The sequence below is a fragment of the Zhenpiania hominis genome (assembly GCF_014333425.1).
Taxonomy (GTDB): Bacteria; Bacillota; Clostridia; order Peptostreptococcales; family Anaerovoracaceae; genus Hominibacterium; species Hominibacterium hominis.
In genome coordinates this window covers 216,846-228,748 of sequence record NZ_JACRYT010000001.1, presented here as the reverse complement: position 1 = coordinate 228,748, position 11,903 = coordinate 216,846, and the positions used below count along the sequence as shown (strand labels likewise).

Here is an 11,903-nt window from a genome sequence, read left to right as displayed (position 1 = left end):
CTTTACACTTAAAATTATGCACTCCAGCGGGCCGAACCATACTCTACATTGTGCCGGTACTTTTTGGCGTTCTTGCTTTTCAGGTAGACTGCCAACCGCAGGGCAGCCCCGCAGCAGATGCCCACCAGCAAATCCAGCGGGTGGAGGCTGGGCCAGAAGCTCCCCAGCGCATTAGGCAGGACGGCGAACAGCCCCAGCATCTTTTCCGAAGCGTTCCCGCCCTGGGCCAGCCGCCATGCCTCTCCGAAGTTGGTGGCAAACAGCCCGACCAGGATGTAGGGCAGGTTCAGCAGGATGAGCTTTTTGATGTTGATCTGCTTCTTCATCGTTCCAGCTCCTTCCGCTTCACCCGGTCCACAACGGCGTGCTGCACCAGTTCTTTGAATTTGCTGAGCTTTTCCAGCACCGACGGGCGCTGTGCCTTTTTGACCTTCCGGTTGGTGTACTCGGTAAAGGCCGAGGTGAGGGCGTCCGCGTCACGGGCCTTGAAAAAGACCAGATACTTAGGCGGGGAGCTGCTGCGTTCTTTCTTCACCGCATAGTCCACGCCGTATTTCCGGGCAATCCGCTCAAAGTCCTTGATGGACGGGTCGGTGATCTCGATATTGGAGACCCCCTGGTTCTGGCCGCCCAGCTGCTTGACGGTCTGCTTGCCGTGCGGAATTACGGGAGCGTCCCGGCTGCGCTGCTTTTCCAGCTTTTTCGCTTTCCGGTGGGCCAAATACTTGGAGATGGCGGCTTTCAGCAGCCGCCCGGTGAACTTTGTGCCGCTGACCACCAGCGTCAAAGTCCTGTTTTCCACTTCTTCCTGCATGGGTCATCGCCTCCTTTCTGGCAGAATTGCAGGGGTGGCGTTTGAATACTAAGGCGGGACCACCAGCCGCCGCAGGTAATACAGCCGCATATCACATCCTCCGTCAGCGCAGCTGTTCGGGGCGGTCGTAGTACAGATGCCCCTGGCGCACCTTCGCATGGCTGAGAATCTTGATATGGCCCTTCTCCTGGTTCTCCAGGCTTTTCTGGTAACCCGCCTCTGTCAGAAACAGGCGGGTCCGTTCTCCCTTCCAGCCCACAGGGGAATCGTCAGTCAGCACATCGAAGATAATCATGTGCCGAGTGTCCTCTGCAAACCGCTGAAGGTCCATGTATTCATGGCCGTGATAGTTCTGCGCACCGGCCTTGATCCGCATTTCTTCCATCAGTTCTCCTATCGTTTTTCCCATTGGGAATCCTCCTTTCCCGGCTTACACCGTCATCAGAATCTGGTCCCGCAGGGTAGCGAACAGCCGCTTGCCCTCCGGCGTGACCAGGGTATATGCCCCCAGATAGCCGTTGCTGTAAAAGTCCTTCACACAGAACAGCCCCTCGTTCTCCGGCTTGGCGTATGGCAGCACACAGCCGGACGGGGATCGGTAGACGAACCGCTCATTCAGCAGGAACCGGACGAACCGGCGTTCCGGCACATCCAGCTCCTTGGCGGTGATCCGCAGGTTGGTACAGCGGCCCGCCTTGATAAAGGCGTCGAAGTAGAACGCCTTGCCTTGCAGCTTGGCATTGGTTTCCAGCAGGACGGCGTTTTTCTCGCGTTCGGCCAGCAGGTCGGAGCAGAGCTTCATCAGGGCCTCCGGCGTGGTGGCTGCCTTCCAGAGCATTTCCGGCGTAATGTACGCCCCCTGTCTTCGGATGGAGGGCAGTACCTCATCGAATACCCACCGCTCAAACCGCTCCGCCGAGGGCAGACGGCTATGGACGATAAGGCGGTAAACGTCTCCTTCGGGAATAAATGAAAGCTGTTGAGGTCCACCGTCCGTAAGGGTGTCGCGTTTCACGACTCCCTTGCAGTGCCGACGCAGCGCATCGCGGGGATTGCTATACCCCAGAGCAGCGGCCACATCCGTTCCGCAGAACAGATACCTGCCGTTTTCCTCGACCACACGGATGCTGCCGAACTCCGGGTTCTTGAAAATTTCCATCTGGTTCATGTCTTGCCTCCTTCTGGCGCAATAGAAAAGCGGCTGTTTACCAGCCGCCGCCGTACATATCGTGGTTGACCTGTGCCGTGTAGTGATTGCTCATGGTAGTGGGCGCGTTGAACAGCACTGTCAGCAGGTATTGTTTCATGTTGCGGACCTCGGTGGTGTTCTTGTGCATACACTCCATGACAAACTCAATGTGTCCGCTGTCCAGCTTCAAAAAGCGGGAGCGTACCACCTCATGGGGGAAGTCCGCACCGGCGATCCGGGTAGTTTTCCGTCTGGCGCAGACCGTTTCCACAATTAGCTCCACGATCTCATCCAGGTCCTCCCGGTAAGTGGCAAACTGCCTGCGCAGGTGGTCGTACTCGATGTTCTCCAGAATCAATTCTCGATAATTCTGCATTTCCTCCATCGACATCGCATCCCTTCCTTTCCGTTCCGGCGGGTTTCCCGCCGCTGTTTCCCGGAAGGGAATGGAATCGATACTTGATCCCTGAGTATTTGGTTTTTGAATATTTAATTGCTCTATATTTAATTCTGCGGGCTTTTCCGTATCTGGTGAATCCGTATCTGGCGCAGCCGTATCCGGTGAAGGAATATCCGGCACTTTGGGCTGGGGCTGTTCATAGATCACATACTCGGTGTCGCTGATCCGCCCCTGGGCGTCCCTCAGCTGATGGCGGACAATGTAGCCCTCCCGTTCCAGCTCCCGCAGCGCCCCACCGATGGCGTCCACGCCCTCCTTGCAGATTTTCGCAAGGCCACGGGTGGTATAGTTCCAGTCATCCGGCAGGGACAGCATCATGGATAAAAGCCCCTTGGCCTTCAGAGACAGCGCCACGTTACGAAGATGATGGTTGCTCATTACGGTATAATCTCTGGTCCGTTCAATGCGAAATACGGCCATTTGCTTCACTCCTTCCTGTTCTCAGGGCATGAAAAAAGCCGCAATCCAAAATGAATTGCGGCGGTCAGTTGCTGTGGGGCCGCTTTCTCCGGCCATAAGGCGGCTTGGGCAGTGGCGGCGTGTCGAACAGGCTTTTTTCCTTGAAAAACGGAAGGTTATCAACAATCTGGTCAATTTCAATAGGCTCCATATCGTGCTGGGACTGGCAGCACTCCCGGATGGCATCCTGGATGCTTTTTATTGTACACATATTCATTCCTTTCTTTCCTGGGTGCTTGTTTACGAGTGACGGCGGTGTTTTTTCGGTTTGAAGCCGAGGATATGCCCCTCGATAATGTGGGCGTACCGCTTAATCTTGATTTCCCGGCGCTGCTGGCTCAAAAGAGCGGCCTGATAGCCATCCTCAGTCAAAAACAGGCGCATCTCATCGCCGGGGCTGCCATAGGCGGCGCGGGGAGAACGGACGGAGAACTCAATCATCCAGCGGGTCTCATCCCGAAAACGCTCTACGGCGAGAATGTTATGTCCTTTCAGCTCCCTGGCTGAAATATCCCTCATAGGCAACTCCTTTCTCAGCGGTCGTGCTGCTGCTGGCGTCGGCGCTGCCACTGTTCCAGCAGTTTGATGATGGTCTCCTGCATCCGCTGAGGCGTGTAGCTTTTAGGAAAATATTTGCGAAGGGTGTCGCCAGTCAGCGTAACCTTGTCCAGATCGCCCTTCTTTTCCTCTGACATGATGGCGAGCATCACATCCTCCGAGAGTTTCCTTTCCTGGCTGAATTTCTTCATCCGCTGGGCCTGGGAGAGAGAAGGGGTGGTCTGCTCATAGTCCATCGTATCTAATAGCATCTGCTGTTCCTCCGGTTTGAGGAACGATAATTCATAGGCTGGATTGAAAGCGATTTTTTTCTCATCCACCATGTCCAGTAGTTCGGGAATCAGCTCGGTCAGGCGGATAAATCTTTTGATTTGAGATTTACTGTCAGGGCTGTTCTCTGCGATTTTCTCTGCTGCGGTCAACTTCGGCCCAACTTGGGCCGAAGTTAAATCTGTTCTGGCTCCCTGATGTTTAATGGCCTCCAGCTTCATCTTATAAGCAAAAGCCCTCTCACTGGGGAGAAGGCTTTCTCTCTGAAGATTGCTGTCTACCATAATGATGGTGGCCTGGTCGTCGTCCAGGTCCCGAACAATGACCGGCATGGTCTCTTTGCCCGCCAGTTCGCTGGCCCGGTGCCGCCGGTGTCCGGCTACCAGTTCATAGCCTCCGTTAGGGTCTGGCCGTGCAATGGCAGGAACCAGAACGCCGTACTGCCGGATGCTGTCGGCGGTCTCCATCATGGCATCGTCATCCTTGACTTTGAAGGGATGGTCCTTGAAAGGGTGCAATTCAGACAGCGGTATCTCCATAACCTTTTCACGCTGGGCGTCGGCCCGGCCTTCCTCGGTGGAAAACAGATCATCGACCGATGCCAGCTCTACTTTTTTCGCGCTGCTTTTCAAGTTTCAACACCTCCTTCGTCAGATTTTTGTACCCCTCGGCCACCTTGCCGCCGGGGTCGTGAGCATAAATGCTCTTGCCCTCGGCGCTGGTCTCCTTGGCCCGGACCGAGTGGGGTATCTCGGTTCCGAACACCTTGATTTTGCTGCCATAGGTCTCCCGCAACAGGGTGGCGATTTCCCTGGCGAAATTGGTGCGGTTGTCCACCATCGTCAGCAGGATGCCGTCAATCTGGAGCTTCGGGTTCAGCTGTCGCTTGACCTTGTTGATGGTAGACAGCAGCTGCTCCAGACCCTTGGCGGGCAGATACTCCGCCTGGACGGGGACTATGATCCGGTTGGCGGCGGCCAGCGCGTTGACTGTGAGCATCCCCAGGGAGGGCTGGCAGTCAATGAGAATATGGGAATACTGTCCCTTCACCGTGTCCAGATACTGCCGCAGAATGGTCTCGCGGCTCATAGCGTTCACCAGCGACACCTCCATGCCGGACAGCTGGATGTCAGCGGGCATGAGGTCCACGCCCTCCGGGTGGCGGAGAATGCCCTCGCCGGGTTTGATCGGCTCATCCATCAGGATGCGGCCCATCGCGTCCGAGAGGGTGAAGGGCAGCTTGTCCGGCTGCGGGTTACCCAGGCTGATGGTCAGGCTGGCCTGCGGGTCAGCATCCACCAGCAGAACTTTCTTCCCGGCCTGGGCCAGCCCGATGCCTAAGTTGGCACAGGTCGTTGTCTTGCCGACGCCGCCCTTCTGGTTGGCAACGGCGATGATTTGAGTATTCAAAGATCAATTCCTCCTTAAAACAGAAAAAGCCACTCAAGTTTCCTTGAATGGCCTTAGTAAGTTAAAAAGCCGCCTATTTCAAAAAATAAGCGGCTTTATTGCATTATTCAGTTTTATTTAGCAGTTGTGACCGTCTTTTAGCTCACACATGGGCCAGGATGCCTGCGCAAATGTATTTTGAAGGTTTCATTTCAGATGCAGTTTCCTCCTTCCACCTTGCTTCACTGCGGAAACCTTTTTACACGCCGATCAACGTTTTCACGACCGGTTCTTCCGGGCCGCCCTGCTCGCCAATCTCATAGGCGGTCTCCAGAATCTTCGCCGCGGCCTGCACCTTTGCCTCATCCTTTCCATGAACTTCAGCCAGTACGTCTCCCCGCGCCACCGGACAATTTTCTTTGCATACGAGATAAATTCCCGCCGTCGGGTCGATGGATTCTTCCTTGGTCATCCTTCCCGCTCCGGCGTGCTGGGACGCGATTCCCACAGTTTTCGCGCGCAGTTTTGTTACCACACCGGTTCGCGGAGCCCGTACTTCCATCTTGCAGGCAGGCCGCGGAAACAGGCTGCGGTCTTCGATCACCCTGGGATCGCCGCCCTGCCCCTCTATCAGCTGCCTCATTTTTTCAAGAGCGGACCCGTTTCGCAGCGCCTCCGCCGCCATATCAAATCCCTCCCGCAAAGAGCTTGCTCTGTCTCCGGCATACAGCATGAGTCCCGCCAGATTCAGGCCAAGATCGATGAGATCCTTCTCGCCCTGTCCTTTCCCCTTCAGCGTATCAATGGCTTCGATAACCTCCATACTGTTACCGACTGCCCTGCCGAGAGGCTGATTCATTGAGGAAATCAGACCGACGGTCTTTTTGCCGGCCGCGTTTCCGATTTCGATCATCAGGTTCCCCAGTTCTTCTGCCTCCTCCTGCGTCTGCATAAAGGCGCCGTCCCCGAACTTTACATCCAGTACAATTCCGTCACTGCCGGACGCCAGTTTTTTGCTCATGATGCTGGAGGTAATCAGGCTGATATTTTCAACGGTTCCCGTCACATCACGCAACGCGTAAATCTTTTTATCCGCCGGAGCGATTTCCCCGGTCTGTCCAATAACAGCAATTCCATGTTTATTGACCAGTTCCACAAAACGCTCTTCCGTAATCGTCGTCTGAAAACCCGGAACAGACTCCAGTTTATCCACAGTCCCTCCGGTGAACCCCAGGCCTCTTCCGCTCATTTTGGCAACCGGAACACCGCAGGCCGCCGCAATAGGCCCGGCAATCAGCGTCATCTTGTCTCCCACGCCTCCGGTACTATGCTTATCCACCTTAACACCTTCTATTGAAGATAAATCCGCAATGTCGCCGGAATCCCTCATGGCAACTGTAAGGCTGCAGGTTTCCTCCTTGTTCATGCCCTTAAAATAGATCGCCATCAGCATCGCCGACATCTGATAATCCGGTATCTTTCCCTGTGTATAGCCTGCCACAAAATAACGGATCTCTTCTTCGTCAAGAATCCCTCCGTCTCTTTTTTTGATAATCAGATCATTCATATTCATCTCTTTATCCCCATTTCCCGGCCGTCTCCAGTTAAGCTTCTTTTACATTCTCTGTGAGAAGCGCAGCCGTTTTATCTTTTAACCGTACCTCTGTCCGATTTTCCGTTCTGTGGAACCACAGCCTTTCATTCTCTACTTGCCCCTCAGGAAGAAGTTCGCACAAAAAAGCAGCTTGTTCCAACGCTTCTCCCAAACCGGTGAGATATCGCTTCTGAGTCTCCCGTTCCAGCATGCAAACCCTTTCGGTCAATTCATCCGGAGAATAAATTATTTTTCTACAGATTCTTTCCTTTTTAGGATAAATCTGATCCCGATATTTCTGTCTGAAAGCAGAAGGCGCCATCTTAAAACATTCTTTAAAGGACTTTACAAAGTAAGCATGGGTTGGGAACCCAGCCTCTCTGCCAACCTGCTGTACGGTCAATTCCGTCCCCAGAAGAAGGAGTTCCGCCTGTTGGATCTGGGCGTCTTCCGCCTTCTGCCTGGTCTGGAGAAAATGATCGCAGAGTTCTGCGACATTTTGCATCAGCTCTTCGGTTTCCTGCGTCTGCAACTTCGCTCCGGACAGCAGATAGATTTTTACCATATTTTCTTTCATCTCTTTTACTGCTTTTTCTTTGCAGCTTCCATAACAACGCGGGTCATAGGCAAATTTTTTCCCTGTAAACAAGTCCTGATCCAGTTGAAGAAAAAGAATTTCTGCCGCATCTCTTTCCTTGATGCTGTGCGCCTCATAGGAATTTACAAGAAAAAAATCTCCTGCTTTTAACTGATAGCGATGAAAGCTGATTCGAATCTCCACTTTTCCTTTCAGAACATACAACAGTTCCATACCATCGTGCATATGAATCGGCATAGAAACAACCTGACCGATAAACACACTGCCTCTGCGGCCTTCGCGAAACCGAAACTGCTGCATGAATTTCATTGTTTCACAGACCCGTGCATCCATTTTTCCTACCTCTTAATTTCCTTCCAAAAACTACGTCCAATTGCGGTCTGTTCAGCATCGAACAGTTCACATACTGTTGCGCCGATGTCCGCGAAAGTGTCTCTTATTCTCAAATTTTCCCCTTCTTTTATCGGTGCGCCAAAAGCCACCACAGGGACATGTTCCCTGGTATGATCCCAACCGCTGTGCGTTGGATCGTTTCCATGGTCGGCGCACAAAATAAGAATATCCTCGCTGCCCATAGCTGCTATAAGCTCCGGCAGCCGTCTGTCAAATTCTTCGATTGCCTTACCATAGCCTTCCGGATCTCTTCTATGCCCGTACTTGGAATCAAAATCTACCAGGTTCGTAAAAATCAATCCATCAAAATCCTGCTTTACGGCCTGAATGGTTTTATCCACCCCATCCATATTGTTTTCCGTATGTACGGCTTGGGTAATACCCTGTCCGTTAAAAATATCCCGTATTTTTCCCACCGCGTACACTTCTCTTCCAGTCGCTGAGATATGATCCAGCATCGTAACGCCAGAAGGGGATACCGCGTAGTCCCTTCGATCCGATGTCCGCACCCTTTTTCCATCCTTTCGGATATACGGCCGGGCAATCACTCTCCCGCAGGACCATTCCCCAGTCAGCATTTCCCGGGCAATCTCGCAAATATGATAAAGAGCTTCCAACGGAATTACAGAGGTATCCGCCGCAATCTGGAAAACGCTGTCCGCGGAAGTATAAACAATCGGCATTCCCGTCGCTTCATGTTCCGGCCCCAACTCGTCGATAATGACCGTTCCGGAAGCCGCGTAATTCCCCAGTACCTTCCTGCCGATTGCCGCTTCAAATTTTTCAATAAACGCCTGGGGGAATCCATCCGGATAGGTTTTAAAGGGCTGCTGTGTATAAAGTCCTGCAATCTCCCAGTGTCCGGTAATCGTATCTTTGCCCTTGGACATTTCTTTCAGCTTCCCAAAGCATCCCACAGGATGCTCTACCGCGAATTTTCCTCCTGCCGCTCCCGGTACATTTCCGAATCCGATTTGCCGCAGATTTGGAATATGAAGCCTAGGATACTCTGACGCAATATGACCCAAAGTATCCGCGCCCTTGTCCCCATAGCTTTCCGCGTCTGGAAGCTCTCCAACACCCAGACTGTCCAAAACCATTAAAACCACTTTTTTTACCATGACATCACTCCTTTATACATACAGGTCGGCATTTCAGATAATCCAGAGAGACCAGTCTGTATTCAATCCCGTTATACTTACCCTTCATCCCCTTCCGATACGCGTCCGCGCCGTGAAGATGTCCGTAGACTACCTGACTGACTCCAGCTTCCTCAAAAGCTCTTGTAAACTCAGATCCTCTCCCGTTTGCGGAAGACGGCGGATAATGAAGCACGCCGATCAGATGCTCCGCTCCCTGCCGTTTCGCGTCCTCCAGCGACATTTGCAGACGCAAAAGCTCTCGTTTATAAATTTTCTCATCCTGGACGGTAAAATCCTCGCTTCCCGGACAGAGCCAGCCTCTGCTGCCGCATAGGAACCACCCTTCCGCTTCCCAGGCCGTATTCTGGACGAAATGAATCGAGTCATAAAGCCGGTTCAGTTTCCCAATTCCGCTCCACCACAGATCATGGTTTCCTTTAAAAATCACTTTTTTCCCGGGAAGCCTGTCGATCCACTCCAGATCATAGACAGCCTCTGAAAGCTTCAGTCCCCAGGAAATATCCCCTGCCAGAATCACGGTATCCTCCGGCCGGATAAGTTCCACCCAGTTTTCCTTCAGCCTCTGCGCATGTCCATTCCACGCGCTTCCGTAAATGTCCATAGGCTTCTCAACGCCCGGCGCAAAGGACAGATGCAGATCGCCAATCGCATAAATGCTCATGTAAACTTGTTCCTTTCATCTGTGTCGTCAGTAAACTGAAGCAGCCTCCGGCTTTCTTCCTCATCCATGCGTGAGACACTGCGGAGCCGCCTCTGGATTCCTCTTGTCCGGGTACCAATGAGCTTATCCAGCTCCGCGCCCGCCTGGCTGATTCGATTTTGTGTAGCCGTCAACACATCGCCGAATTTATCAAATTCCGTCTTGACTGCCCCCAGGATATCCCAAACCTCGCTGGAATGCTTCTGAATGGACAAGGTCTTGAATCCCATTTGCAGACTGTTAAGCAACGCGGCCATAGTTGTTGGTCCTGCAATATTAATCTTGTAGTCTCTCTGCAAGGTTTCTACAAGACCCCTGCGTACTACCTCCGCGTAAAGCCCTTCAAAGGGCAGGAACAGAATCGCGAAATCGGTCGTCGCAGGCGGTTCTACATACTTATCGTGAATATCCTTCGCTGATTTTTTTACTGCCCGTTCCAGCTGCTTTGCCGCTTCCTGAATTCCCGCCGAGTCGCCGGCGTCATAGGCGTCCAGAAGGCTTACGTAGGCGTCTGCCGGAAACTTGGCGTCTATAGGGAGATAAACAATGCCATCGCCATCTCCCGGAAGCCGGATCGCAAATTCTACCCGTTCCGTACCGGAAGATTTTGTTCGGACATTTTCCTCATACTGATCCGGCGCAAGGATCTGTTCCAAAATGGATCCCAGCTGGATTTCGCCCAAAATTCCCCTTGTTTTCACATTGGAAAGCACTTTTTTCAGATCGCCGACTCCAGAAGCAAGGTTTTGCATCTCACCCAAGCCTTTATAAACCTGCTCCAACCGTTCGCTTACCAGGCGGAACGACTGACTGATCCTGGATTCCAGAGTTTTCTGGAGCTTTTCATCCACCGTGTCCCTCATTTGTTCAAGCTGACGATTATTATCCTCCCGCAGATATTCCAGTCGCTTTTCTATGGTCTGACGCATCTGTTCAAGCTTCTGTTCGTTCTGCATCGTCATGGCGGAAAACTGCCGCGAAAGGTCTGCCAGACGTTTGTCCTGCAGCTCAGCAGTCTGGCGCTGGTTTGCTCCCAGCATCTGCCCAAGATTCTTCATGCTGCTTTGAACAAGCTGTAGTGTTTCCTGGCGGGAAGCACTAATTGCCTGCTGAAGCTGCCGGTGAGATTCTTTCAGATAAGTCCCCTGTCCGCCGCTCTTTTTCAGAGAGCGGATCTGGAACAGAAGGATTACCATTACGATTAGAATTGCCAGTGTTATGATTAAAATTGCATATTCCATAAGTCTTCCTTCGTGCCGTTCTCTATTCTCCGGCGCCTTTGCCGTAATAATCGTGCTCTTCCGTATAATCCGTATAAACAATATCCAGATCCCGCAGGGCCCTGTTCGTTTCCTGACGGACTCGATTCATTTTATCAAAAGACTCCTTGTATTCAAGGAAACCGATCTTCTCTTTCTGTGCCTTTCGTTTCAGCAGCATCTGCAACTGGATATGAGCGTCGCAAAGATTTCGAAAGCTTGTTACTGCCTGAATAAACCGCCGTGCCACTTCCTCAGCCGACTCATCGCCGTCATCAATTGCAATTCCATTTATACTGATATTCTGGGCCGCATTCCTGCACTGCTTCAAGTGCGCTGCGTTGCCCTCGTAATCCTTTTTTCGAAAAATACTGCGAAATTGAGAGTCATTCATAATCTGCTGCTCCGTTTCCCGGAATTCTTCTACAATATCAATATAAAAGTATTCAATTTTTTGGATCAGTGATTTATAATCCGTCATACTGCTTCTGCCTTTCTCAGTTTCCGCAATTCCCTTCAATCTGTTTTTGATAACGGAGGTTGTCTCCATCGCTAAACGCGACCAAAATAATATCCATCTCGTAGTCCTTCAAAAAGTCCAGCGCTGTTTTTACCGCGATTTCCGCCGCCGCGTCTTTTGGGTATCCATATACGCCCGTGGAAATAGCTGGAAAAGCAATGGATTTTAATCCCTTTTCCCTGGCAATTTCCAGGCTGTTTCGATAGGCCCTGCGAAGCAGCTCCGCTTCTCCGTTGTTTCCTCCATGCCACACCGGACCTACCGTGTGAATCACGTATTTGGCTGGCAGCTGATAGCCCTTTGTCAGTTTTGCTTCTCCGGTTTCACACCCGCCAAGGGTCCTGCATTCCTCGAGCAGCTCCGCTCCCGCGGCTCTGTGAATAGCTCCGTCAACGCCCCCTCCTCCGAGCAGAGTGTTATTTGCCGCATTTACAATTGCGTCCACTTTGAGTTTCGTAATATCCCCTTTCACTACTCTCAAACTCATCTGTCTCCCTCCTTTCTGGAAAATGCCTTTTTGGTGTTTTTTTCATTATA

16 protein-coding genes are annotated in these 11,903 nt (G+C 52.1%); all 16 read right to left on the bottom strand.

What is annotated here, in order from left to right:
* Positions 1-14 precede the first annotated feature (14 nt).
* Positions 15-326 (bottom strand): conjugal transfer protein TraG, encoded by a 312-nt coding sequence (locus tag H9L42_RS01155; RefSeq protein ID WP_187301633.1) that lies wholly within the window; start codon positions 324-326, stop codon positions 15-17.
* Positions 323-814, bottom strand: coding sequence for a PcfB family protein (locus H9L42_RS01150; RefSeq protein ID WP_187301632.1), 492 nt, complete (start codon positions 812-814; stop codon positions 323-325). The genes H9L42_RS01155 and H9L42_RS01150 overlap by 4 nt, the downstream gene beginning before the upstream one ends.
* Positions 815-917: 103 nt before the next feature.
* Positions 918-1,223 (bottom strand): DUF5720 family protein, encoded by a 306-nt coding sequence (locus H9L42_RS01145; RefSeq protein WP_187301631.1) that lies wholly within the window; start codon positions 1,221-1,223, stop codon positions 918-920.
* Between the two features lie 21 nt (positions 1,224-1,244).
* The gene (locus tag H9L42_RS01140; protein WP_187301630.1) at positions 1,245-1,982 is read right to left on the bottom strand and encodes a BRO family protein; all 738 of its coding nucleotides are present in this window, start codon (positions 1,980-1,982) and stop codon (positions 1,245-1,247) included.
* Between the two features lie 37 nt (positions 1,983-2,019).
* Positions 2,020-2,883, bottom strand: a complete 864-nt coding sequence (locus H9L42_RS01135) for a DUF6017 domain-containing protein (protein ID WP_187301629.1) — start codon at positions 2,881-2,883, stop codon at positions 2,020-2,022.
* A gap of 64 nt (positions 2,884-2,947) precedes the next feature.
* On the bottom strand, positions 2,948-3,139 hold the full coding sequence (locus H9L42_RS01130) for a hypothetical protein (RefSeq protein ID WP_187301628.1): 192 nt from the start codon (positions 3,137-3,139) through the stop codon (positions 2,948-2,950).
* A 23-nt stretch (positions 3,140-3,162) separates the two neighbouring features.
* The gene (locus H9L42_RS01125; protein ID WP_087283100.1) at positions 3,163-3,441 is read right to left on the bottom strand and encodes a DUF5720 family protein; all 279 of its coding nucleotides are present in this window, start codon (positions 3,439-3,441) and stop codon (positions 3,163-3,165) included.
* Positions 3,442-3,455: 14 nt separating this feature from the next.
* On the bottom strand, positions 3,456-4,382 hold the full coding sequence (locus tag H9L42_RS01120) for a ParB/RepB/Spo0J family partition protein (protein WP_187301627.1): 927 nt from the start codon (positions 4,380-4,382) through the stop codon (positions 3,456-3,458).
* Entirely contained in the window at positions 4,339-5,160 is an 822-nt protein-coding gene (locus H9L42_RS01115; protein WP_187301626.1) for a ParA family protein, read from the bottom strand. Before H9L42_RS01115 ends, H9L42_RS01120 begins: the two co-directional genes overlap by 44 nt.
* Before the next feature lie 238 nt (positions 5,161-5,398).
* Positions 5,399-6,712 (bottom strand): thymidine phosphorylase, encoded by a 1,314-nt coding sequence (locus H9L42_RS01110; protein ID WP_187301625.1) that lies wholly within the window; start codon positions 6,710-6,712, stop codon positions 5,399-5,401.
* A 31-nt stretch (positions 6,713-6,743) separates the two neighbouring features.
* Positions 6,744-7,664 carry an AraC family ligand binding domain-containing protein gene (locus H9L42_RS01105; protein WP_187301624.1) on the bottom strand — a complete coding sequence of 307 codons (921 nt, stop codon included), beginning with the start codon at positions 7,662-7,664 and terminating at the stop codon, positions 6,744-6,746.
* Between the two features lie 5 nt (positions 7,665-7,669).
* Positions 7,670-8,845 carry a phosphopentomutase gene (locus H9L42_RS01100; protein ID WP_187301623.1) on the bottom strand — a complete coding sequence of 392 codons (1,176 nt, stop codon included), beginning with the start codon at positions 8,843-8,845 and terminating at the stop codon, positions 7,670-7,672.
* A gap of 4 nt (positions 8,846-8,849) precedes the next feature.
* A complete protein-coding gene (locus H9L42_RS01095) occupies positions 8,850-9,548 on the bottom strand; it encodes a metallophosphoesterase (protein ID WP_187301622.1) in 699 nt (232 codons plus the stop codon).
* Positions 9,545-10,828 carry a DNA recombination protein RmuC gene (locus H9L42_RS01090; protein ID WP_187301621.1) on the bottom strand — a complete coding sequence of 428 codons (1,284 nt, stop codon included), beginning with the start codon at positions 10,826-10,828 and terminating at the stop codon, positions 9,545-9,547. Before H9L42_RS01090 ends, H9L42_RS01095 begins: the two co-directional genes overlap by 4 nt.
* A gap of 22 nt (positions 10,829-10,850) precedes the next feature.
* A complete protein-coding gene (locus H9L42_RS01085; protein WP_187301620.1) occupies positions 10,851-11,327 on the bottom strand; it encodes a hypothetical protein in 477 nt (158 codons plus the stop codon).
* A gap of 16 nt (positions 11,328-11,343) precedes the next feature.
* Positions 11,344-11,853, bottom strand: coding sequence for an O-acetyl-ADP-ribose deacetylase (locus tag H9L42_RS01080; protein ID WP_187301619.1), 510 nt, complete (start codon positions 11,851-11,853; stop codon positions 11,344-11,346).
* Between the last annotated feature and the right edge of the window lie 50 nt (positions 11,854-11,903).

Coding starts and splice junctions, on each gene's coding strand:
- H9L42_RS01150 (WP_187301632.1), bottom strand. CDS start 814: ATGCAGGAAGAAGTGGAAAACAGGACTTTGACGCTGGTGGTCAGCGGC.
- H9L42_RS01135 (WP_187301629.1), bottom strand. CDS start 2,883: ATGGCCGTATTTCGCATTGAACGGACCAGAGATTATACCGTAATGAGC.
- H9L42_RS01080 (WP_187301619.1), bottom strand. CDS start 11,853: ATGAGTTTGAGAGTAGTGAAAGGGGATATTACGAAACTCAAAGTGGAC.
- H9L42_RS01085 (WP_187301620.1), bottom strand. CDS start 11,327: ATGACGGATTATAAATCACTGATCCAAAAAATTGAATACTTTTATATT.
- H9L42_RS01145 (WP_187301631.1), bottom strand. CDS start 1,223: ATGGGAAAAACGATAGGAGAACTGATGGAAGAAATGCGGATCAAGGCC.
- H9L42_RS01130 (WP_187301628.1), bottom strand. CDS start 3,139: ATGAATATGTGTACAATAAAAAGCATCCAGGATGCCATCCGGGAGTGC.
- H9L42_RS01100 (WP_187301623.1), bottom strand. CDS start 8,845: ATGGTAAAAAAAGTGGTTTTAATGGTTTTGGACAGTCTGGGTGTTGGA.
- H9L42_RS01110 (WP_187301625.1), bottom strand. CDS start 6,712: ATGAATATGAATGATCTGATTATCAAAAAAAGAGACGGAGGGATTCTT.
- H9L42_RS01105 (WP_187301624.1), bottom strand. CDS start 7,664: ATGGATGCACGGGTCTGTGAAACAATGAAATTCATGCAGCAGTTTCGG.
- H9L42_RS01095 (WP_187301622.1), bottom strand. CDS start 9,548: ATGAGCATTTATGCGATTGGCGATCTGCATCTGTCCTTTGCGCCGGGC.
- H9L42_RS01155 (WP_187301633.1), bottom strand. CDS start 326: ATGAAGAAGCAGATCAACATCAAAAAGCTCATCCTGCTGAACCTGCCC.
- H9L42_RS01090 (WP_187301621.1), bottom strand. CDS start 10,828: ATGGAATATGCAATTTTAATCATAACACTGGCAATTCTAATCGTAATG.
- H9L42_RS01140 (WP_187301630.1), bottom strand. CDS start 1,982: ATGAACCAGATGGAAATTTTCAAGAACCCGGAGTTCGGCAGCATCCGT.
- H9L42_RS01125 (WP_087283100.1), bottom strand. CDS start 3,441: ATGAGGGATATTTCAGCCAGGGAGCTGAAAGGACATAACATTCTCGCC.